Raw genomic sequence first — 23053 nt, forward strand, 5'->3', positions numbered from 1 at the left:
GGAGGCCGCATCGGGAGCCGGACGGGTAATCGGGAATAATGACGTCACAAGCGCAATGTTCCGCCCATTGCAGGCTTTCCTTGCAGCCGCGCGCCGGGAGGGGTAAGCCGAGCCCTGAAAACAGAACAAAACGGCGACACTTCTGGTCTTTCGGGATCGAATCACTACATTCGGGAACAATGTCCGGCTTTTCCGACGATATGCCCTTCTTTGATGAACCGGGTGCGAGACCTCCGGCCGCCGCGGGTCATGGCGCGCCGTCCGGCATCGCCGCCCGCGCCATGGCCGCGCGACAGGCGCAGAACGGCCCGCCCGACTATCTCAACGGCCTCAATCCGGAGCAGCGGCAGGCCGTCGAGACCACGGAAGGTCCGGTTCTGGTTCTCGCGGGCGCGGGCACCGGCAAGACACGGGTGCTCACCACCCGCATCGCCCATATTCTGGCCACCGGCCGCGCCTTCCCGTCGCAGATCCTTGCGGTGACCTTCACCAACAAGGCCGCGCGCGAGATGAAGCAGCGCATCGGCCTGCTGGTCGGCGAAGCGGTCGAGGGCATGCCCTGGCTCGGCACTTTCCACTCCATTGGCGTCAAGATAGTGCGCCGCCATGCCGAACTGGCCGGCCTGCGCTCGGATTTCAGCATTCTCGACACCGACGACGTCATCCGCCTGATCAAGCAACTCATTCAGGCGGAGGGGCTGGACGACAAGCGCTGGGCGCCGCGCACCTTCGCCCAGATGATCGACGGCTGGAAGAACAAGGGCCTTGGCCCCGAGGAAATCTCGGAAGGCGATGCCCGCTCGTTCGGCAATGGTCGCGGCCGCGAACTCTACCGCGCCTATCAGGCCCGCCTCACGACGCTGAACGCCTGCGATTTCGGTGACCTTCTGCTGCATCCGATCCGTATCCTTCGCGCCCATCACGATATTCTGGCCGAGTATCACAAGCGCTTCAGATACATATTGGTGGACGAGTATCAGGACACCAACACCGCGCAATATATGTGGCTGCGCCTGCTCGCCCAGCGGCCTCGAACTTCGGCTTCCACCTCTGTCCAACCATCAGCAGGCCGGGCGCGCGACGGCGCGCCGGGCGAGGTTTCGCCTGCCCCCACGGCGAGCGAAAACAAGGTCAATATCTGCTGCGTGGGCGACGACGACCAGTCGATCTACGGCTGGCGCGGAGCGGAAGTGGACAACATCCTCCGTTTTGAGAAGGATTTTCCGGGCGCGACGGTGATCCGGCTGGAACGCAACTACCGCTCCACCGCCCATATCCTTGGCGCTGCCGCCCATCTCATCGCTCATAACGAGGGGCGGCTCGGCAAGACGCTGTTTACGGATCGGCCCGACCCCGAAGACCCCAAGGTCAATGTCCACGCCGCCTGGGATTCCGACGAGGAAGCCCGCGCCGTCGGCGAAGAGATCGAGGCGTTGCAGCGCAGAAAGCATGCGCTCAACGACATCGCCATTCTGGTGCGCGCCTCCTTCCAGATGCGCGCCTTCGAGGACCGCTTCATCGAGATCGGCCTGAATTACCGCGTCATCGGCGGCCCGCGTTTCTATGAGCGGCAGGAAATCCGCGACGCCATGGCCTATCTACGCGTCGTGGCCAATCCGGGCGACGATCTCGCCTTCGAGCGCATCGTCAACGTGCCGAAGCGCGGTCTGGGCGAAGCCGCCATTCGTCAGGTCCATGACACTGCCCGCGCGCTCGGCGTGCCGATGCTGCAAGCCGCCGCCAATCTGGCGGAGAGCGACGAGCTGAAACCCAAACCGCGCGCGGCGTTGCGCGAGGTTGCGGCCAATTTCGCCCGCTGGCAGGACCTTCTGGAGACAACGCCGCATACGGAGCTGGCCGAGACGATCCTGGAGGAAAGCGGCTACACCGACATGTGGAAGAACGACCGCGCGGCCGACGCGCCGACGCGGCTCGACAACCTCAAGGAGCTGATCCGCTCCATGGAGGACTATGAGTCGCTGCGCGCCTTCCTCGAACACGTCGCGCTCGTCATGGATACCGAACAGAACGAGGACCTCGACGCCGTTTCGCTGATGACGCTGCACTCGGCCAAGGGGCTCGAATTCGAGACCGTATTCCTGCCCGGCTGGGAGGAAGGCCTGTTTCCGCACCAGCGCGCGCTGGACGAAGGCGGCCGATCCGGCCTCGAGGAAGAACGCCGTCTCGCCTATGTCGGGCTCACGCGCGCCAAGAAGAACCTGCACATCTGGTTCGTGTCCAACCGCCGCATCCACGGCCTGTGGCAGTCGACCATGCCTTCCCGCTTTCTCGACGAACTCCCCGAAGCCCATGTCGAAGTGAACGAAAGCGGATCGAGCTTCGGTGGCTACGGCAACCCCTATGGCGCCTCGCGTTTCGACAATCTCGGTTCGCCCTCCGGGGGCTATGCCAAGAGAGGGGATCAAGGCGGCGGCAATCAGGCCTTCTCCAACACTTATGCAACGCCGGGCTGGCAGCGCGCGCGTCAGAATCGCACCGAGGCCACCAGCCGCAACTGGGGCACGCGCTCCGGCCATGCGGTCGAACGCATCGGTTATGGCGAGGCGGATTCCGGTTATGGCGCGGGGCGCGGTTCGGTCAAGGGCCGCACGATCGATGGCGAACTGGTCGCGAAATCGGTGGCCGACGCGCCGTCCGCCTTCAAGGTCGGCGATCGCGTCTTCCACATCAAGTTCGGCAACGGCAATGTCGCGTCAATCGACGGCAACAAGCTGACCATCGATTTCGACCGTGCAGGCCAGAAGAAGGTGCTGGACAGTTTCGTGACCGCGGCCTGACGGAGCCTCGCCTGCCTCATGCGCCCGAACGCATGGCCTTGAGCTTCTCCGCCGCGGCGGCGGCGAGATCGCCAAAGCGCTCCTCCAGCTTTTCAGCCGCTTCGATGACGGAAAAATCGTGGTCGAACTTTTCCAGCGTCTCGCGCAGGCCCTCGACGAATTCCGCCTGCCGGTCCAGTTCATCGAACAAGGCCCGCACCTGCGCTTCCGTCACATGCGGATTTTCGAGGACCGCGGGCACCTCGCGCGCCATCTTCTCGCCCGTTTCGGTCTGCTTGCGCAGGATTTCGATCCAGTCCGCCACGGCATCCTCTTGTTCGCCCAGCCCAAGCATGCCTGCCTGAACACAAAGGTCAATCGTCGGCCGGTTGAGGTTTTCCGGTTGTCCGCCGCGAAGGCTTCGGCCGGGACGACTGACGCCCCGCCGCCAGTTCACAAGCCTTGCGAATTTCCTCGACCTCCGTTTCCGTCAGATGCTCTATGCCGATGAAGCGGTTATTGGCCTTGCTGATGCGGATCAGCTCGTCCAGCTTTGCCTGCATTGCCGCGCCGTCGCGATTTTGCGTATTCTGGATCAGGAAGACCATCAGAAAGGTGACGATGGTGGTGCCGGTGTTGATGACGAGCTGCCATGTATCGGAAAAACCGAACAGCGGCCCGCTGATCGCCCATCCCAGCACGAGCGCCAGACAGGCAATGAACGCTACCGGCAAGCCGGTGACATAGGCGACCACATTGGCCGCTCTGGTGAAAGCTTTCTCCAGCATGGCGTCCTCGAAACCGGAACAACCATCGCGCATGGCGATAGGTTCCACAGGCGTCGACACGCAACCCGATACAACTATTAGATGTGTTTTTTGGAAACCCCATCTTATGCATGCAATCACATGATGACCCACGCAGGCAATGGTGCCTGTTCCTTCCGCTTCAGCGGAACCTCCGGCCCCTTCCGCCTCGCCACCCCCGCACGGCGGGAGGGGTTCCGGCACCGGGAGAGGCGAAATGGCGAAGAGGCCGAAGCTGAGGCGGCAGTTGACCCTTGCGGTTCCTGCGCCCGCGCTGGTTCTCGGTTTTTCGGCCCTTTTCCTTTCCTGTCCGGCGCTGGCCAACCAGCCGGCCCCGAAAATCTCCGCGTCCCTCGACCGTCACTGGACCAGCAATGCTCTGGACAGCGAATTTGCCGTGGCGGACTGGTACACGCTGCTGCGCGGGTCACTGCGTCAGGACATCGGGGACGATGAGGCCAATGCCGGCATCGCGGCCGAATTTCAGCTCACGCGTCATGACCGCATCGCCATTGAGGACGATCGCAGCATCGCCGTCTCGGCGCATGCTTTCGGCCGCCTGTCCCCGACACTGGAACTGCGCGGCACGCTCACCTGGTCGGCGTTCAGCAAGGGCGATCATCTGGAAATCGGCCCGCTCGTCATCGGCACGCGCGCACTGAAGCAGATCGCCGCGGCGCAGGTGCAGATGGGCGTTGCTCTGGACGAGGTCACGGCTCTCGTTCTCGACCTCTCGAATGTCTTCGAGACCACGGGCCGCACCCGCTTCGAGGAAGATGTGATCGGGCCGACGCGCCTCGATCCCGACGTGAACAAGTTCCGGCTGGCGGCGCGCGTCATGCGCACAATCGGGCCGCTGGCGGCCGGCGGGTCGCTTTCGGCGCTGTTCGCCTCCGTCGAGAAGCTCGGCTCGCCGCCCGTATCGCTTTCCTATGCGCTTTATGGCGCACAGGGCGAACTGGAAATGCGCAGCGAGGCCGGATTGTCGGTCGGAATGGCTTCCGGCGCCGAAGCTTTGCGCGGTGCGCAGGGCATCTATTCGGAAATCAGGCCTGCATGGAATGTGAAAGCCGCCATGCCGTTGCCGAAGGATTTCGAGTTGCGCGGTGCATGGTTCGGCCGGTACGAGACCGGCGACAGCGACGATCCTCTCGCTTCCTGGCTCCACCGCGCCGAAGTGGAGCTGGGCTGGAAGGCGACCGGGCGGCTTGCTCTGTCGACCGGCGTCTATCGCGAAGTGAAGCAGAACCTGCTCATGGAAAACGAAGAACGCGGCCGCGGCTTCTACGCGCAAGCCACCTATGCGCTCAGCAAACCTCTCAGCGCGGTGGTCCGGGTCGACATGTCGAAGACGTTCAAGACTATTCTGGACATCCGCGAACGCACCACCGATGTCTTCATCGGGCTGCGGGCGCAGATTTAAGGTTCGGGCGCAAGGCGCTACGCAGCATCCCGCGCCTGTTCCTTCGAACGGATGCGGGCAGGAGGGACGCGAACCCTCCTGCCCGCCGCCGGACCCGGACATCCGACTTATTGGTCTAGCGACGCTTCTTCACGGAGTAGGACGAATTGCCGTTACCGCTGTCGTAGGTGTTGCCGCTGTTGTCGGTGTAGGTGTTGCCACCGCCGGAAATGCCCACCGGCGAGTTGGCCGAGCCCGCCCCGACGCCCAGAATACCGAGCCCGACGCCGCTCAGGATGCCGTTGCCGAGCACCGTGTTGTTGCCGGACAGGATCGGCGACTTGTTGAGGACGGACAGACCGTTCAGCACCTTGATGTCGCCGAGCGCCACAGCCGGCGCAACGTTGATCAGACCGCCGCTCGAATTGTTGTTGTTGCCTTTGGAACCCCATCCGCCGGCATGGGCGCTGACGCCAGTGAAAGAAATAACTGCGGTTGCAAGAATAACGGTGAACTTGTTCATGACATTCTCCTCTGACTGTTCCGTTTTTCCTTGCGCTTCAGATGAATACCTCCGATGTCAGGATACGAAACCCCGAAGTGATTACAACTATAAATTGCTATTTTTATGCAATTCAACCGATAAACAGAATTTTAACGCTAATGCTTTACGTTAAGGGACATGGTTACCAGCGCAGCCGCTGCATCAAGGAACGGCAATCTTTCAACTTCATCTAGTCGCGCCGTTCTTCCCAGCGCTTGAGAAAGTCTTCGATGGGAAGCGCCTGCATGTCGGGAATGGCGCGGCCGATCTTTTCGGCGGACCAATCCCACCAGTTCAGCTTTTCAATCCGTTTCGCTATCTCCGGCGGAAAACGGTAGCGAACCAGTCGCGCGGGAGAGCCTGCGACGATCGCATAGGCTTCGACATTGCGCGTCACCACGGCGTTGGCGCCAATGACCGCGCCGTTGGCGACCGTCACGCCGGGCATGATCACCGCGCCATGCCCGATCCACACATCATGGCCGATGGTCACCCGCTTCGCCTGCCTGCGCTCGCGAAAGCCGGAATCAACGCCGAGATAGCGGAAATATTCGTTCGGACGATAGCTCAGCTTGTGCTGGGTGATGCGCTCGATCGGATGTTCCAGCGCATTGATGCGCGTGTTGGCGGCGACCGAGCAGAATTTGCCGAGGCTTGCGTAGATGGCTTCCGCATGGCGCTCGAAATAGGTGAAGGCTCCAACCACCACCTCGCGCAGCACAACCCGCTCGCCTATCGCCACATAGGATTCCAGCCGGCAGCCCTTCAGCTCCGCTGACGGGTGGATACGCGGCTGCGCCTCGCGCGGCTCTGGCTGTTGAGGCTCGTCCATCAGGCGGCTGTACGACGCTCCCCGCCCTTGAGCAAGCCTCCTGCCCGCAGCCGGCTTATTGCGGCTTGCCTTTCGTCCATTCGACCTGCTGTCCGAAAAGCGGAATGGTCGCAATCGCCATCTTGGCCGATCCGTCCTGAACCTGCTGCGAATGGGCCAGATAGATCAGCGTGTCGTTGGTCTTGTCGTAGATGCGCTTGACCACCTGCTTCTTCCAGATCAGGCTGATCGACTGCCGGAACACCTCTTCGCCGCTTCTGCTGAAATCGATGTCGCCGATCCTGATCGGCCCCGTCTGCTGACAGGAAATGGCGGCGTTGGACGGGTCTTCGAACCAGTTGCCTTTCTGGAGACGGTCGATCACGCCACGGTCGAAATAGGCCAGATGGCAGGTCACGCCCTCCACCTTGGGATCGCTCACGGCTTCGATCTTGATGTCGTTGCCGAACCAGTCGACGCCGATCTTGCCCACCTGCTCGGCCCGGGCCGACATGAGGGTGCCGGCGATGGCTGCGGCTGCTGTCAGGCTGGCTACGGTCTTGCGCACGATGGTCTCCGTCCGGTTGGGGAATCGCCCTGCAATTGGGGTGCGGGGCTTTCCGTTGCAAGCACGATGATGTGACCTCGCGAGGCCTTGCGGCAATGGGCCCACTTTGACAGTTTCCGCCGGACTACTAGAACAGATCCATCTGTTGGATCGACGCGGCCCGAGGCCGCCTGAAAGCGGACTGTTCCCCATGCGCAAAATTCTCGCCGGCATTCTCGTCCTCATTGCCGCCGGCATCGGTTTTCTGGTCTTCAACTGGTACAGCCAGCGTCACAGCGGCGAGCCTTTCGGCGCGCCCTTCACGCTCACCGACCAAACGGGCCAGCCAATCACCGAGCAGGCTTTCCGTGGCCAGCCCGCCGCCGTGTTCTTCGGCTTCACACATTGCCCGGAAGTATGCCCGACGACCCTTTTTGAACTTGCCGGCTACCTCAACGCGCTGGGGGATGAGGGCAAGGACATCCACGCCTATTTCGTGTCGGTCGATCCCGAGCGCGACACGCCGGAGATACTGAACACCTATATCAGCAACTTCTCCGACCGCATCACCGGCATCACCGGTGACCCGGAAAAGGTCTTCGCCATGGCCAAGTCCTTCGGCATCTACTGGAAGAAGGTTCCGACCGACGATGGCGACTACACGCTCGACCACACCGCCTCGGTGCTGCTGCTCAATTCGCAGGGTGACTTTTTCGGCACCATCGCCTATGGCGAGAGCCCCGACGCGGCCAAGGCCAAGCTGAAGCGGCTTGCCGCGGGAAGCTGACACCAACAGGTTCTCGACCTCATGACCCAGACCCGCCTCCACTTCACCACCTCGAAGGAAGAGGCCGGGCGCATTTTCGCCAGCCTCGAAACGGCTTTCGAGGACGATGGCTGGCCGATTGGCGTTCTGGAGGTCGACGAGGACCGCGACATCCACGAAGTCTCGCTTTACGCGGACGGCGATATTGACGGTGCGGAAAACCGTCTGCGCGAGGTGCTTTTGTCCCTGTCCCTAGATTGCGCGGTGCAGCGGGAGGAACTGCCGGACATCGACTGGGTGGCCCGCTCGCTGGAGGGGTTGCAGCCGGTGCGCGCCGGCCGTTTCTTCGTCCACGGCTCCCATGACAGGGACCAGCGCCGGGATGGCGACATCGCCATCGAGATCGAGGCCGGCCTCGCCTTCGGCACCGGCCATCACGGCACCACCGCCGGCTGCCTCGAAATGCTGGAGCAGGTTGTGGCGGCCGAGCGCCCCGCCAGCGCGCTCGATCTTGGAACGGGAAGCGCCGTTCTGGCGATTGCGCTTGCCAAGCTGTCCGGCATCCCGGTCCTGGCGACCGATATCGACCCGGTCGCAACGGAAGTCGCCGCCGCCAATGTGAAACTCAACGGCGTCGCCGATTATGTCGAAACCGTCACCGCGACAGGCTTCGAGCACCCGAGCTTCGCGCAGCGCGGCCCGTTCGCGCTGATCGTCGCCAACATTCTGGCTGGACCGCTGATCGAGATCGCCCCGCAGATGGCGGCCCATGTGCGCCCCGGCGGCTCGCTGGTTCTGTCCGGCATTCTCGAGCGCCAGCACGACGCCGTGGTCGAGGCCTATGTCGCACAGGGTTTTGCGCACATCACCACGCTGCATCGCGAAGGCTGGGTCACGATCCATCTCAAGCCAGCCGCCTGAAACAGGCTCCTGAGCCGCTGCCTGCTACCTCATTGTCAGCATGACGCCGGGGAGTTAGGTTCCCGCGAGATTCATTTCCGGGAAATCCTGACATGTTCCAGTCGTTCGATTCGTCCAGCGATCCTTCGCTTGCCTCGGCGCGCGTCGCCGCCCTTCGCGCATGGCTGGCCGCCAACGGCCTGGACGGGTTCCTGGTGCCCCGCGCCGACGAGCATCAGGGCGAATATGTGCCGGCGCGCGCAGCCCGGCTGAAGTGGCTGACCGGCTTTTCCGGCTCGGCCGGGGTGGCGCTGGTGCTGGCCGACCGCGCCGTCATCTTCATCGACGGGCGCTACACCTTGCAAGTCCGCAAGGAAACCGATCCCGCCATCTTCGGCTATGACAGCCTCATCGACAATCCACCCGCGAAGTGGATCGGACAGAATCTGAAATCCGGCGCGCGGCTCGGCTTCGACCCATGGCTGCACACGACCGGCGAAGTCGACACGCTGAAGGCGGCGGCAAAGAAGGCTGGCGTGGAACTCGTGCCGCTGGAGACGAATCCGGTCGACGCCATCTGGGAAGACCAGCCGGCCCCGCCGCTCACCCCGGTCGAAATCCAGCCTGTCGCCTTCGCCGGCGAACTGGCGAAGGACAAGCTGGTTCGGCTGGCGGCGGCGATCGAGGAGGATGGCGCAACACACGCGGTGTTGACCGACCCCTCCTCCATCGCCTGGGCATTCAACATTCGCGGCAACGACGTGCCGCACACGCCGCTGGCGCTTGGCTTCGCCATTCTCGCCGCCGACGGCTCGCATCGCCTGTTCATGGACAGAGCCAAGTTTTCTCGCGAGGTCGAAGCCTATCTCACCCAGCTTGCCGAACCGCATCAACCCGACACGTTCGCGCCGGCAATCGCCGACCTCGCCACACAAGGAGCGCGCATCGCGCTCGACCCGGTTCTGGCGGCCGAGAAGCTGCGCATGCTGGTCGAGGCCAATGGCGGCACGGTCGTGGCGGCAGCCGATCCGGCCCGCATTCCACGCGCCACCAAGAACAGGGCCGAACTGGAAGGCAGCCGCGCCGCCCATCGCCGCGACGGAGCGGCCATTGCGGGCATGCTGTGCTGGCTCGACCGCCAGCAGCCGGGCGAAACCGACGAGATCAGAGCCGTCGAGGCGCTGGAAAATTTCCGCCGGCGGGCAGGCGAGGAAACGCAGATGCCGCTGCGCGACGTCTCTTTCGAGACCATTTCCGGCTCCGGCCCGAACGGGGCTGTCATTCACTACCGCGTGTCGCGCGCGACCAACCGCAAACTGGGCGACGGCGAACTGTTCCTGCTCGATTCCGGCGCGCAGTATCAGGACGGCACCACCGATATCACCCGCACCGTCCCCATCGGCAAGCCAAGCGATGAGATGCGCGAGCGCTACACGCTGGTGCTGAAAGGCCTGATCGGCCTTTCCACCCTGCGCTTTCCTGCCGGAACGCGCGGCTCGGACATCGATGCCGTCGCCCGTCTGGCGCTTTGGGGCCATGGGCTCGACTATGCCCATGGCACTGGCCATGGCGTCGGCTCCTATCTCGCCGTCCACGAGGGTCCGCAGCGCATCGCCAGGACCGGTACGGAGAGACTGCGCGAAGGCATGATCCTTTCCAACGAGCCGGGCTACTATAAGGAAGGCCACTACGGCGTCAGGCTGGAAAACCTCATCGCGGTCAAGCCGGCAGCGCAGATCGAAGGTGGCGACATCGCCATGCACAGCTTCGAAACATTGACGCTGGCCCCCTTCCATCGGCGCATGATCGTTGCCGAGCTGCTGTCACCGGTCGAGCGGAACTGGCTTGACGCCTATCATGCACACGTGCTGGCCGAGATCGGCCCAACGGTCCACGGCGACGTGCTGGCGTGGCTCGAACAGGCCTGCGCGCCGCTTGGAGCATTTCCAGCAAAAGTGTGAAGCGGTTTTGCGTTCGGAAATGCGGCCAAAACAGTGAGTAGAGTGGTTCTGCCGGTTCAATGAAAACCAGAACCGCTCTAGCTGAACTTCAGGCCATGAACTGGCGGGCGGCGACGAGCACCACCGCCCCTGCCAGAAACATGCTCAGCAGCCCGCCGCGCAACGCGACCAGCCCCGCCACGATCAACGCCAGCCATTCCGCCGGTCCGGCCGTCAGCACGGCCGGCGCCACGAGCGTGGTGAGCACCGCCGCCGGCACCGCGTTCAAACCGGCCTCGACGCGCGGCGGAATGCGTTCCAGCCGCGAAATCACGAGATGTCCGCCGATTCGCGTCAGATAGGTGGCGATCGCGCCTGCCACAATGATCCATAAGGTGCTGCTCATGCCGGCTCCTCCACGACCTGTCCGGAGGTAACCTCAATGCCGCTGCGGGACGGGGGCAGGATGACGGCGAGCGCAACGCCCGCCAGAGCGCCAAGGGACACATGCCATGGCGAGCCGACAAACCTGTAGGCCAGGATCGAGGCCACGGCGCTGACGGCGACAATCGGCAGCCAGAGCGGTCGTTTGCGGAAATCCATCACCAGCCCCAGGAAATAGATCGGCAGCAGGAAGTCGATGCCGATGGCGCTCGTGTCGGGGATGAGTTTGCCGAAAACAGCGCCAAGCACCGTCGCCGCAACCCATGACAGGTAGCTGGTGAACCCCGCCCCCACATACCAGGCGAAAGTGAAACTGCGCCCGCTCTGCACCTGGCTTTCGGCAAGCGCATATTGCGCGTCGGTCAACAGGAAGAAAGCGGCCCCCCGCTGCGCAACCGGCCATTTTGCCAGATGGCGGCCGATCGCCGCCGAATAGAGCACATGGCGGAAGTTCACCGCAAAAATGGAAAAGGCGATCAGCCAGGGTGCAACCTTCTGGCCGAACAACTCGATGCCGACCATCTGGCTGGCGCCGCCGTAGACCGCGAAGCTCATGAAGAAAGCTTCGAAAACGGAAAGGCCGTTCTCCACGGCAAGCGTGCCGAACAGCAGCCCGAAAGGCGCAATCGCCACACAGACCGGAAACCCGAACCGTGCCCCGCGCCAGAACTCGTTCAAGGGCGCGCGCTTGCCCGTTGCTTGCGCTGTCATGGATCACTCCCGAAAAAGGATTTTATCTATGCAGCCTGTCAGGCGCTGTCACATGAATTCTCTTGAGCCAGACGATCAGCGAAACTGGATGTACGGAGCCCTTATTCCCTGCCGACGCGGGCGAACCATGCGTCTTCGTCGATCACTTCGATACCGAGTTCATTCGCCTGCTTGAGCTTGGAGCCAGCGCCCGGCCCGGCCACCACCAGATCGGTCTTCTTCGACACCGAGCCGGAAACCTTCGCGCCGAGCTTTTCGGCCATGGCCTTGGCCTCGTCGCGCGACATCTTCTCCAGCGCCCCGGTGAACACCACGGTCTTGCCGGCCACTGGAGAATCGGTCGCGCCAATCGGCTCTTCGTCCACCGGCGTCACCTGCAACAGCAGCGCATCGAGCACCTGCCGGTTATGATCCTCCTCGAAGAACTCCACGACCGCGCCGGCGACGATGGAGCCGATGCCGTTGATGTTGTTCAGTTCCTGCCAGGCGGCATTGCCGGGATCGCCCTTGCCTTCGGGCATATCCGCTTCCTCGGCCAGTTTGCGAAACGCCTCGAACGACAGGAAATGGCGGGCGAAACGCCTGGCGTTGGTCTCGCCGACATGGCGTATGCCAAGCGCGAACAGAAAGCGTGAGAACTCGACCCGGCGACGCTCGTCGATGGCGGCGAACAGCTTCTTCACCGAAACAGCGCCAAAACCGTCCACATTCTCCAGCTTGGTCAGCGACGCCTGCTGGCGCTCCTTCAGCGTGAAAATGTCGGCAGGCGAGCGCACCTGAAGCGCCGGATCGTCCGACTGGAAGAAAAACTCGATCTGCTTTTCGCCCAGCCCCTCGATATCGAAGGCGTTGCGCGACACGAAATGGCGAAGCCGCTCCACCGCCTGCGCCGGGCAGATCAGGCCGCCGGTGCAGCGCCACACCGCCTCGCCCTCCTCGCGCACCGCATGACTGCCACAGGCGGGACACGTATGGGGGAACTCGTAAGGTGCGGCATCCGCCGGCCGCTTCTCCAGCACCACGTCGAGGATCTGCGGAATGACATCGCCAGCCCGCTGGATGACGACCGTATCGCCGACGCGGATATCGCGCCCTTCGCGGATCGGCTGGCCGCTGTTGCCGATACCCCTGATATAATCCTCATTGTGCAGCGTGGCGTTGGTGACGACCACACCACCCACCGTCACCGGCTCCAGCCGCGCCACCGGCGTCATCGCGCCCGTGCGCCCGACCTGGATGTCGATGCCGTTCAGCACCGTCATCGCCTTTTCGGCGGCGAATTTGTGCGCCGTCGCCCAGCGCGGGCTGCGCGAGCGGAAGCCCAGCCGTTCCTGAAGGTCGAGCCGGTCCACCTTGTAGACGACGCCGTCGATGTCATAGGGAATTTCGGCGCGCTCAGCCTCGATGCGGTGGTAATGTTCCAGCATCGCCTCAATCGTATTGCAGCGAGCCATGAGGTCGTTGACGCGAAACCCCCAGTCGCCGAACCGCCTGACGACATCATATTGCGTTTCGCCAAGCGACGCGGAGGTGTCGCCCCACGCATAAGCGAAGAAGCGCAGCGGGCGCTGGCGCGTCACTTCCGGGTCGAGCTGGCGCAGGCTTCCGGCGGCGGAGTTACGCGGATTGGCGAAGACGCGCCCCGTCTCAGCCATGCGCTGGTTGAGTTCGAAGAAGTCGTCACGGCGCATGTAGACCTCGCCGCGCACCTCCACCACGTCCGGCGCATCCTTCGGCAGCGTTTCGGGAATTTCACCGATGGTGCGGATATTGGTCGTCACGTTCTCGCCGGTCGCGCCGTCACCGCGCGTCGCCGCTGTCACCAGCCGCCTGTTCTCGTAGCGCAGCGACATGGAAAGCCCGTCGATTTTCGGCTCGGCGGTGAACACCAGTTCCCGATCCGCCGGCAGGGCGAGGAAGCGCCGCACGCTCACCACGAAGTCGCGTACATCCTCGTCAGAGAAAGTGTTGTCGAGCGACAGCATCGGCACGGCATGAACCACCTTGCCGAAAGCGCCGGATGGCGCGGTTCCCACCTTAAGCGACGGCGAATCCTCGCGCACGAGCTGCGGAAAGCGTGCTTCGATCTCCGCATTGCGAATGCGCAGCGCGTCATATTCAGCATCCGAGACGGTCGGCGCATCTTCCGCATAGTAGCGCCGGTCATGCTCCGCGATCTCACCCGCCAGTCGCTCAAGTTCAGCGACGGCCTCGGCCTCTGTCAGGGCGTCAACTGATTTTTCGGACATGACGACATCTCTCGGTTCGGCCAGAAGCCCCGGTTACGACATGCGTATGTAGCGCGCACAAAGCCGAACGGAAACAGGCGCCTGCCTCTCTCTCCTGAATCATCTTGTCAATTGTGGATAGAGCATCGAACCGAAAAGTGGAGTCCGGTTTTCGGAAAAGCCGATGCTCGCTCAAAATGTTTGAGCGTCCTTTATGCATCCGATTGGACCGATGGCGTTCTGGAGAAAGCGGGCTCAGACGGCCGCAGCCGTATTCTCGCGTAAAAGCCTTTCCGCCGCCGCCCGCGCCTCGTCGGTGATGGTCGCGCCGGCCAGCATACGCGCAATCTCCTCCTGTCGCGCATCCACGTCCATGGCGACAATGCCAGTAGCGACACGGTCGGCGCCGCCGGATTTGGAGATCAGGAAATGGGTCGAGGCGCGCGCCGCCACCTGCGGCGCGTGGGTCACGGAAAGCACCTGCACGCGCCCGGCCAGTCTTGCCAGACGTTGGCCGATGGCGTCGGCGACCGCGCCACCCACGCCCGTGTCGATCTCGTCGAACACCAGCGTCGGAGCCGAGCCACGATCTGCCAGCGCCACCTTCAGCGCCAGCAGGAAGCGCGAAAGCTCGCCGCCCGACGCTACCTTCATCATCGGGCCGGGGCGGGTGCCGGGGTTGGTGCGCACCCAGAACTCGACCTGATCCACGCCCTCCTCCATACGGCTGTCGGGTTCACTCGACATTTCCACGATGAATTCGGCCCGCTCCAGCTTGAGTTCCGGCAGTTCAGCCATCACAGCGTCGCGCAGGCCCTTCGCGGCGGCCTGTCGAAGTGCGGAAAGATGCGCCGCGCTCTGGTCGTACAGATCACGCGCCTGCTTCGCCTGTTGTTCCAGCGCCGCCAGCCGCTCTTCTCCGGCGTCGAGATCGGCCAGGTCGGCGGCCATGGTGTCGCGCAGGCGGGCAAGGTCATCCACCTGAACGTTATGCTTGCGACCGGCGGCGCGTAGCGCGAACAGCCGCTCCTCGGCCTGATCCAGCCGCTGCGGATCATACTCGGTGGCGCGCAGCGCAGCCGAAACGCCCGCTTGCGCGGCGTCGAGCGACAGCATCGCCTCGTCCAGGGAAGTCACCACATCATCGAGCAGGCCCGGCGCTTCAGCCGCCTTGCGCTGCAAGCGCCGAAGCAGGCTGGCCAGTTGCGGCAAGGGCGACGACGGGCCTGACAGCACATCCTGCGCATCGCTGATTTCGGAAGCGATCTTTTCCGCCCGCATCATGGTGGCGCGAAGCTCGGCAAGCTGGCTCTCCTCACCGGGCTGAGGATCAAGCTGCACGAGCTCGGCGACGGCCGCTCTCAGATAGTCCGCCTCACGCGCAGCCGCTTCCACCCGCGCCTTGTGGCGCGCGAGTTCCTGCTCGGTGGTGCGCCAGCCGCGCCATCCTTCCGCCGTTTCGCGCACCGCGCTGGCATGGCCTCCGAAAGCGTCCAGAACCTCGCGATGGGCGCTGGCGTCCACAAGCGCCCGCTCGTCGTGCTGGCCATGGATTTCCACCAGCGCATGGCCGATGGTTCGCATCAGCGCCACGCTTGCCGGCTGGTCGTTGACGAAGACGCGCGTGCGCCCGTCCGCCGTCTGGATCCGGCGCAGGATGATGTCGCCGTCATCGTCGATGGCGTTTCCGGCAAGAATAGCGCGGGCGGGATGGTTGCGCGGCACGTCGAACACAGCCGTCACCTGACCCTGAGCCGCACCGTGACGCACGAGCGAGGCATCGCCGCGCGCGCCCAGCGCGAGGGAAAGCGAATCGAGCAGGATTGACTTGCCGGCTCCCGTCTCTCCGGTCAGCACGGAGAGACCTGGAGCAAAGTCTATGTCCAGTTTCTCGATCAGAACGATGTCGCGGATCGACAGCCTGGATAGCATGGCGACCGTCAGCCGGTAATCATCTTCCCGGCCTTCGATATCCACGAGCCGGCATTCTCACGCGGCGTAAGACCGCCGCTCTGCAGCAGCTTGAAGGAATCCTTGTACCATTGGCTGCTCGGGTAATTCTGTCCGAGAACAGCGGCAGCCGTCTGCGCCTCGTCCGTCAGGCCCATCGCGTAATAGGCTTCGACGAGACGCGCCAGCGCTTCCTCGATATGGCGGGTGTTGGAATATTGCTCGACGACCGCGCGAAAACGCTTAATCGACGCCAGATATTCGCGACGCTCCAGATAGTAGCGGCCGACCTGCATCTCCTTGCCGGCGAGCTGGTCGTTGGCGTGGCGGATCTTGGTGCGCGCATCCTCGGCATATTGCGAATCCGGCCAGCGATTGACCAGTTCCTGCATGGTCTGCACGGTCTGGCGCGCTTCCTTCTGGTCCTGCGTCACGTCGCGGATCTGGCGGAAATAGCTGAGGCCGGCGATGTAGACCGCGTAATCGGCGTCTTCCGATGTCGGATAGAGGTTCAGATAACGCTGCGACATCTGGATGGCGTCATCATAATTTCCCTGACGGTAATTGGTGAACGCGCCCATCACCATCGCCTTGCGGGCATATTCCGAATAAGGATGCTGGCGGTCCACGGCCGCGAATTTCTTCGCCGCCTCGCCGAGGCGGCCGGCGTTCAGATTTGCCAGGCCCTGATTGTAGAGCACGTCAGCCGGTTCGGTCTGCTCGACATAGGTGGAGAGATCAAGATCCTTGTCCGAAGAGGACATGCAGCCCGCGAGCAGCAACGGCGTCGCGGCGAGCGATAAAGCCAGGACAACCCGACCCACCGGGCTCTTCACTGTTGCCATCGATCGATCAGCCCGTTTGAACAACATGATTGGGATTCGCCCTTTCGGCGCCGTTTCCTCGGTCAGCGTGCAGCCATAGACCATAATCGGCACGCGCGGCAACGCTATCGTCCGGCAATCGCACATTTTTGTGGCGAAGGTGGCGTTTGCGCATTCGTCCACCGAAAAATGCCGCCGGACCGCCCTGTCGGGCCTTCAGATCGCCCACGGCGCGAAGACCGGGCCGCTGACAGCGCTGATCTCGGCGATGCGCCCGTGCTTCCGGCGCGTCGTCTCGACGATCTCGAAAGCGCTGCGATCCGACAGCAGGCGGCGAAGCGCCGCCGCATTGAGCCTGTGTCCGCCGCGATAGGAGCGAAAGCAGCCAATGAAGCGTGCCCCGGCCAGCGCCAGATCGCCCAGAGCGTCGAGCGTCTTGTGCCGCACGAATTCGTCGGGATAACGCAGGCCGCCCATATTGATTACGCGGTTGTCGTAGCCGATGACGACGGAATTCTCCAGCGAGGACCCCAGCGCATACCCCGCGGCCCAGAGGCGCTCGACATCCTTCAGGAACCCGAATGTGCGTGCCCCCGCAACCTCATTGCGGAAGGAATCCCCGGTCAGGTCGATGGCGAACTGCTGACGGCCAATGGCGCGGCTCTCGAAATCGATCTCGACCTCGAACCGCGTGCCGGAATAAGGCCGGAATTCGGCCCAGGAGGCTCCGCTCTCGATGCGCACTTCCTTGAGCACGCGAATGAAACGCCGCTTGACCGGCTGCATTTCAAGCCCGACCTGATCGATGGCCTCCACGAACACGGCGGCGCTGCCGTCGAGAATCGGAATTTCGTTGCCCTCGGTCTCGATGACCAGATTGTCGATCCCGACGCCCAGAATGGCCGCCATCAGATGTTCCACAGTCGAGACATGAACGCCGGCCGGGTCCCCAAGCAGGGTGGAAAGATCGGTCGCGCCGACTTCGGACACGAGAGCGCGTATTTCCTTGCCCGGCTCCGCGCCGCCGACAAAGTGGAAGACGACGCCGGTGTCCACGTCTGAGGGCGCGAAGGTCACCGAAACGGGCTTGCCGCTATGCACGCCGGTTCCGGCCAGCGTCACGCGCGATCTTATCGTCGTTTGATAATCGTTCAAAACGATCCCCGTATGCCCGCTCGTTCGTTGCTTCCTGCGCCGGTCAAGCCGACTGTCCAGTTACGGCAAGAAGGCATCTCCCCCAACCTGCAAGCCGCTTCGATATGCTGCCGGCGAAGATAGTAATGCGTCGGACTTCCTCCAAATCACGCTTTTTTACCCCATGTAACCCGGAACGTCACCACGGTAGGTGCTTTTAGTCCTTGTTTTCCAAAGACTTCAGCAAAAAGGGGCAACCGGTGTCCCGGTTGCCCCTCTCGAATTGTGACGCGTCTGCGGCGATCAGTTGGCCTGACGGCGCAGGAACGCCGGAATCTCCAGCTGATCGTCGTCATGAGCAGCGCGCGGCTGGGCGACCAGCCGGCCCTGTTCGTCGAGCTGGCCACGGCGCGGTGCGTAGAGCTGCGAATCCTGCGAAGGCATGCGGCGCACTTCCGGCTGGGCCTGACGCAGCTTCGGCTCCCGCGGCTGGGCCGGCTGAAGGCGGGCGGGCTCTTCCTCGCGGCGGGTCAGCCCGTTGGTGAGGCGCTTGAGCAGCCCCATCGGGCCACGCTCCTCATGGCTGACCGGGTTGTTCTTGGCCTCGACCTCTGCACGCACCACCGGCGGGAAATCCTCCACGCGCGGCATGCGCTGCGGCGCCGCCGGCTGATGCATCTCGCGCTGCTGCGGCGCAGGCTGCGGAGCGGGCTGCATCTGCAGTGCGGCCTGCTGCATCACCACCGGCTGCTGAAACTGCTGCGCGGGCTGGTGAGGCTGGGCCTGCTGGAACAGCTTGCTCTGGGGGCGAAAGTCGTCGGAAGCCTGTACCGGGCGATGCGCCATGGCGGCGGCGTTCTGCTCGGCCATCTGGAACGCCTCGGCGACCGGATCGGCAGCGCGTGGCTCCTGAAGCTGGGACGGCTGCGGCGCGGGCTGGACAGCCGGACGGGCCTCAGCCGCAGGCGCTGCCGGACGGGCAGCCGGCTTGGCCTGCGGAGGGCGGATCGAGATCGGGGTCGCGGCGATTTCCTCGGCCGACTTGTCGATGCCGGTGGCGACGACCGACACGCGGATGACACCCTCCAGCTCTTCATCGAAAGTGGCGCCGAGAATGATGTTGGCGTCCTGATCGACCTCTTCGCGAATGCGGGTCGCGGCTTCGTCCACCTCGAACAGGGTGAGATCGCGCCCGCCGGTGATCGAGATCAGCAGGCCCTTGGCGCCCCTCATGGAGGTCTCGTCGAGCAGCGGATTGGCGATAGCCGCCTCGGCGGCGGCCATCGCACGGCCTTCGCCCGAAGCTTCGCCGGTGCCCATCATGGCCTTGCCCATCTCACGCATCACCGAACGCACGTCGGCGAAGTCGAGGTTGATCAGGCCTTCCTTGACCATCAGATCGGTGATGCAGGCGACGCCCGAATAGAGCACCTGATCGGCCATGGCGAAGGCGTCGGCGAAGGTGGTCTTGTCATTGGCCAGACGGAACAGGTTCTGGTTCGGAATGACGATGAGCGTATCGACGGACTTCTGCAGTTCCTCGATGCCGAGGTCAGCCGTCTTCATGCGGCGCTGGCCTTCGAAGTGGAACGGCTTGGTGACGACGCCGACCGTCAGGATGCCCTTCTCGCGCGCCGCACGGGCGACGACCGGGGCGGCCCCGGTGCCCGTGCCGCCGCCCATGCCGGCGGTGACGAAGCACATATGGGCGTTGGAAAGGTGGTCGTTGATCTCGTCGATGCACTCTTCAGCCGCGGCGCGGCCGACTTCAGGTTGCGAACCCGCGCCCAGCCCCTCGGTTACATGCGCGCCGAGCTGGACGAGCCGCTCCGCCTTCGACGTGGTCAGCGCCTGGGCGTCGGTGTTCGCCACAACGAATTCGACGCCGCGCAGGCCGGCGGTGATCATGTTGTTGACTGCGTTGCCGCCGCCGCCGCCGACACCGAAAACGGTGATGCGCGGCTTCAGCTCGGTGATGTCCGGCTTTTGAAGATTGATTGCCATTGTCCTCGTCCTTTGCCTTTCCCGCCGCTTCGCCGTAGCGGCTGTCTGGGGGCTGTCCCCGTTAACTCTAGAAACTCTCTCTCAACCACTGACTTACGCGATACAGTCGCCCGTCCGTCCCGGTCATCCTGAACACGGCTCCACCTTTCGCCGGCCGGCTCTCGAAATTCGCCACCTGCGGATAGATGAGCAGCCCGACCACCGTCGAGAACGCCGGCCCCTTGGCCGCTTCGGGCAGCCCCGCGACGCCCAGCGGACGTCCGGTGCGCACGTTGCGCCCAAGAATGCGACGTGCCGCTTCCGGGAGACCGGCAAGCTGGCTGGCGCCGCCCGTCAGCACGATTCGCTTGCCGATCGCGCTGGCATAACCTGATTTGCTGATCCGGTCGCGCAGCATTTCCAGCGTCTCCTCGACGCGGGCGCGGATGATGCGCGTCATCACCGAACGCGGAATCTGCATCGGCGCGCCATGGTCGTCGCCGATGGGATGAATGGTCACGAGATCGCGGTCGTCGGCGCTGCCGGGCAAGGCCGAGCCGTGCATGACCTTCAGCCGTTCCGCCGCATCGATGGTGGTGGAAAGCCCCTTGGCGAGGTCCAGCGTCACATGGTTTCCGCCGACGGGAATCGCGTCGCCATGCACGAAATTCCCTTCGGAGAAAATGGAAATGGTGGTCGTGCCGCCACCCATATCGATGCAGGCCGCCCCCATTTCCAGCTCGTCGTCCACGAGAGCCGCGAGACCGCTGGCATAAGGCGTCGCCACCATGCGTTCGACAGAAAGATGCGAACGGTTGATGGCCAGCTCGATATTGCGCAAAGGCGCCGCATCGCCGGTCAGCACATGCATGTCCACACCCAGAGCGTCGCCCACCATGCCGCGCGGATCGCGCACGCCGCGCTCGGCGTCCAGCGAGAAGCCCATCGGCAGCGAATGGATCACCTCGCGCTCGGACTTCAGCGCCTGCCGCGCGCCGGCCGCCAGCACGCGCTTGATGTCGCTCTCATCCACCTCATGACCGCCGAGATTGACGGTTGCGGAGAAGGTTTCGCTTTTCAGGCGGCCCGCAGTCATATTGACGATCAGCGAGTCGACGGTCAGTCCAGCCATGCGCTCGGCCGAATCCACGGCCAGCCGGATCGCATGCTCCGCGCGCTCCAGATCCACGACCACCCCGGACTTCATCCCCTGCGATTTCTGGTGACCGATGCCGATCACCTGGATGCGGTGCGTACGCCCGCGCAGCAGGTTTCCCTCCTCGCAGGGCTGGAGCCTGGCCACCACGCAGCACACCTTGCTCGACCCCACATCGAGCACGGTCAGAACGCCGGAACGCCTGGCCGATGCATCGCCGTTTTTGCGCAGCCAATTCATATGCGGCTCCCCGACTTGCGCGCAGCGCCTTTGAGCGCCGCCAGCCGCGCCGTGGATGCGTCGGGCGAAAGCGCCACGGCCACGCGATCGGAAATCCTCAGATCGACCGCCACGATGTCACGCCCGAGGAGGCCCTGCTCGCGATCGAGCCTCACCAGCAGCTCAAGCGCCGCTCCCACGCCATGCTCCGGCAGCCTGATGGTCACGCCATTGTCCAAATGCAGGTTCCAGCGGCGCTCGCCGACGCGCACGTAACCCTTCACACGGCCCGCCAGCTCCGGCACATCCGCAATGCTTGCGATCAGCTTCGGCGCATGTTGGGGCGCGCCATTGCCGACGATCAGCGGCAGCGAAGCCAGCCTGCCGCCGGAAAATGGCGCAATGATCCGGCCACTCTTTTCGATGACGTTCAGCGCCTGCCCCTGCTGCCAGATGGCGAACGGCTCGCGCTCTTCGACCCGAACCTCCAGCGTATTGGGATAGACCTTGCGAACCGTCGCATGCTCGACCCAGGGCAGCGACGCGATCCTGTCGCGCGCGTCAGCCGCATCGAGCCCCACCAGCGCGGTCCAGCCATTCAACTCCAGCCGGTCCAGAATATCGATCTCGGACGTGTACTGATTGCCCACAACCCGAATCTGATCCACAGCGAAGCCGGTTCGCGCCGTCACACCCTGCACGAAACCCTCAAGCTGGCCGCCGAGATAGGCGCCATAGGTCGCGCTCGACGACAGCAGCACGACGGACAGGATGGTGGCGGCGAAGGGAGGCGCGGCGTAGACGCCCTCGCCCAGCCGTGAAAACACACGCAACGGACGGCGCAGCCAGCGCGGCATGACAGGACGCACGGCAGGCGCCAGACCCGCCAGCCCGCCATCGCCCATACGTCCCGACCTCAACGAAGACACGAAGCGTCCTCCACCATCCAGCTCAAAAGATCGCCGAAGGAATGCCCTGCATGCGCGGCGATCTCAGGCACCAGGGACGTCGGCGTCATGCCCGGCTGGGTGTTGACTTCCAGCCACACGACCTCGCCATTCTCGGAATGGCGGTCGTCGTAACGGAAGTCAGACCGGGACACGCCCCGGCAGCCGATCGCTTGATGAGCCTTAAGCGCCAGTGTCTGTATTTTTTGGTAAATATTCGGTGAAAGTTTCGCAGGCGTTTCGTGTTTTGATCCGCCCGCCACATACTTCGAATCGTAATCGTAGAAGGAATGACCCGTCGGGATAATTTCGCAGACGCCGAGCGCCACATCGCCCATCACCGCGCAGGTCAGCTCCCGACCCGCCACATAGCGCTCAACCATCACGCTCTCGCCATAGCTCCAGTCAGGCGAAGAGACGATCTGCGGCGGATGCGATTGATCCTCCCCGACGATGACCACACCAAAGCTCGACCCTTCAGCGACCGGCTTGACCACGTAGGGCGGCTTCATCGGATGCGCGCCATTGACCGCGAAGCGATTGATGATTTTCGATTCCGCCACCGGAACGCCGGCTGCGCGCGCAACCTTCTTGGCCTGCTCCTTGTTCATGGCGAGAGCCGAGGCCAGCACGCCCGAATGCGTATAGGGGATTTGCAGATATTCAAGGATACCCTGGATGACGCCATCCTCGCCGAACGGGCCATGCAACGCATTGAAGGCCACATCCGGCTTCAGCCCGGAAAGAACAGCGCTGACGTCGCGATCGACATCGACGCGGGTGACCTTGTAGCCTCCAGCCTCGAGAGCGTCGGCGCAGGCATTGCCGGACGACAGGGACACAGGCCTCTCTGTCGAGAATCCCCCCATCAAAACGGCAACGTGCTTGCTGGTCATATCCCGTCATCCCCTTGGCGGGCACTCATCCTTGCTTCCTGAGTCAGAGTCCGAGTCTGTGGTTGCAG

20 protein-coding genes are annotated in these 23053 nt (G+C 63.7%); 5 read left to right on the forward strand and 15 right to left on the reverse strand.

Annotated features, from left to right (window positions below; translation table 11 throughout):
* Nucleotides 1-179 precede the first annotated feature (179 nt).
* On the forward strand, nt 180-2798 hold the full coding sequence (locus tag ABID44_RS05505; protein ID WP_354150690.1) for an ATP-dependent helicase: 2619 nt from the start codon (nt 180-182) through the stop codon (nt 2796-2798).
* 16 nt (nt 2799-2814) lie between these two features.
* Here the strand turns inward: ABID44_RS05505 and ABID44_RS05510 are convergent, their stop codons facing one another.
* Together ABID44_RS05510 and ABID44_RS05515 are read right to left on the reverse strand one after the other, a co-directional pair.
* A complete protein-coding gene (locus ABID44_RS05510) occupies nt 2815-3102 on the reverse strand; it encodes a hypothetical protein (RefSeq protein ID WP_354150691.1) in 288 nt (95 codons plus the stop codon).
* Between the two features lie 49 nt (nt 3103-3151).
* Nucleotides 3152-3565 (reverse strand): low affinity iron permease family protein, encoded by a 414-nt coding sequence (locus tag ABID44_RS05515; protein WP_354150981.1) that lies wholly within the window; start codon nt 3563-3565, stop codon nt 3152-3154.
* 235 nt (nt 3566-3800) lie between these two features.
* Between ABID44_RS05515 and ABID44_RS05520 the strand changes: the two genes are divergently transcribed.
* A complete protein-coding gene (locus ABID44_RS05520) occupies nt 3801-5006 on the forward strand; it encodes a hypothetical protein (RefSeq protein WP_354150692.1) in 1206 nt (401 codons plus the stop codon).
* Nucleotides 5007-5121: 115 nt separating this feature from the next.
* Here ABID44_RS05520 and ABID44_RS05525 read toward each other — a convergent pair whose 3' ends face one another.
* From ABID44_RS05525 to ABID44_RS05535, 3 genes are all read right to left on the reverse strand, one after another.
* A complete protein-coding gene (locus tag ABID44_RS05525; protein ID WP_354150693.1) occupies nt 5122-5508 on the reverse strand; it encodes a hypothetical protein in 387 nt (128 codons plus the stop codon).
* A 211-nt stretch (nt 5509-5719) separates the two neighbouring features.
* On the reverse strand, nt 5720-6361 hold the full coding sequence (locus ABID44_RS05530) for a DapH/DapD/GlmU-related protein (RefSeq protein WP_354150694.1): 642 nt from the start codon (nt 6359-6361) through the stop codon (nt 5720-5722).
* Nucleotides 6362-6416: 55 nt separating this feature from the next.
* On the reverse strand, nt 6417-6854 hold the full coding sequence (locus ABID44_RS05535; protein ID WP_354150982.1) for a CreA family protein: 438 nt from the start codon (nt 6852-6854) through the stop codon (nt 6417-6419).
* Nucleotides 6855-7098: 244 nt separating this feature from the next.
* Here ABID44_RS05535 and ABID44_RS05540 point away from each other — a divergent pair, with 244 nt between their 5' ends.
* The 3 genes from ABID44_RS05540 to ABID44_RS05550 all read left to right on the forward strand — a co-directional run bounded on the left by ABID44_RS05540 (nt 7099) and on the right by ABID44_RS05550 (nt 10514).
* Entirely contained in the window at nt 7099-7674 is a 576-nt protein-coding gene (locus ABID44_RS05540) for an SCO family protein (protein ID WP_354150695.1), read from the forward strand.
* A 21-nt stretch (nt 7675-7695) separates the two neighbouring features.
* A complete protein-coding gene (locus tag ABID44_RS05545) occupies nt 7696-8574 on the forward strand; it encodes a 50S ribosomal protein L11 methyltransferase (RefSeq protein WP_354150696.1) in 879 nt (292 codons plus the stop codon).
* 92 nt (nt 8575-8666) lie between these two features.
* Entirely contained in the window at nt 8667-10514 is a 1848-nt protein-coding gene (locus tag ABID44_RS05550) for an aminopeptidase P family protein (protein WP_354150697.1), read from the forward strand.
* A gap of 88 nt (nt 10515-10602) precedes the next feature.
* On the opposite strand, the gene ABID44_RS05555 is transcribed toward ABID44_RS05550, so the two are convergent.
* The 10 genes from ABID44_RS05555 to ABID44_RS05600 all read right to left on the reverse strand — a co-directional run bounded on the left by ABID44_RS05555 (nt 10603) and on the right by ABID44_RS05600 (nt 22985).
* Entirely contained in the window at nt 10603-10899 is a 297-nt protein-coding gene (locus ABID44_RS05555) for an AzlD family protein (protein ID WP_354150698.1), read from the reverse strand.
* Entirely contained in the window at nt 10896-11648 is a 753-nt protein-coding gene (locus tag ABID44_RS05560) for an AzlC family ABC transporter permease (protein WP_354150699.1), read from the reverse strand. The genes ABID44_RS05555 and ABID44_RS05560 overlap by 4 nt, the downstream gene beginning before the upstream one ends.
* Nucleotides 11649-11749: 101 nt before the next feature.
* Nucleotides 11750-13897 (reverse strand): NAD-dependent DNA ligase LigA, encoded by a 2148-nt coding sequence (gene ligA, locus ABID44_RS05565; RefSeq protein ID WP_354150700.1) that lies wholly within the window; start codon nt 13895-13897, stop codon nt 11750-11752.
* 234 nt (nt 13898-14131) lie between these two features.
* Entirely contained in the window at nt 14132-15808 is a 1677-nt protein-coding gene (gene recN, locus ABID44_RS05570) for a DNA repair protein RecN (RefSeq protein ID WP_354150983.1), read from the reverse strand.
* Between the two features lie 8 nt (nt 15809-15816).
* Entirely contained in the window at nt 15817-16698 is an 882-nt protein-coding gene (locus ABID44_RS05575) for an outer membrane protein assembly factor BamD (RefSeq protein WP_354150701.1), read from the reverse strand.
* A gap of 168 nt (nt 16699-16866) precedes the next feature.
* A complete protein-coding gene (gene lpxC, locus ABID44_RS05580) occupies nt 16867-17805 on the reverse strand; it encodes a UDP-3-O-acyl-N-acetylglucosamine deacetylase (protein ID WP_354150702.1) in 939 nt (312 codons plus the stop codon).
* A gap of 282 nt (nt 17806-18087) precedes the next feature.
* A complete protein-coding gene (gene ftsZ, locus ABID44_RS05585) occupies nt 18088-19788 on the reverse strand; it encodes a cell division protein FtsZ (RefSeq protein ID WP_354150703.1) in 1701 nt (566 codons plus the stop codon).
* A gap of 67 nt (nt 19789-19855) precedes the next feature.
* Nucleotides 19856-21163: a cell division protein FtsA gene (gene ftsA / locus ABID44_RS05590; protein WP_354150704.1), complete on the reverse strand. Its 1308-nt coding sequence runs from the start codon at nt 21161-21163 to the stop codon at nt 19856-19858.
* On the reverse strand, nt 21160-22071 hold the full coding sequence (locus tag ABID44_RS05595; protein WP_378226875.1) for a cell division protein FtsQ/DivIB: 912 nt from the start codon (nt 22069-22071) through the stop codon (nt 21160-21162). Before ABID44_RS05595 ends, ftsA begins: the two co-directional genes overlap by 4 nt.
* Nucleotides 22059-22985, reverse strand: coding sequence for a D-alanine--D-alanine ligase (locus tag ABID44_RS05600; RefSeq protein WP_354150705.1), 927 nt, complete (start codon nt 22983-22985; stop codon nt 22059-22061). Before ABID44_RS05600 ends, ABID44_RS05595 begins: the two co-directional genes overlap by 13 nt.
* Between the last annotated feature and the right edge of the window lie 68 nt (nt 22986-23053).

The organism is Aquamicrobium ahrensii, assembly GCF_040545755.1.
GTDB lineage: Bacteria > Pseudomonadota > Alphaproteobacteria > Rhizobiales > Rhizobiaceae > Mesorhizobium > Mesorhizobium ahrensii.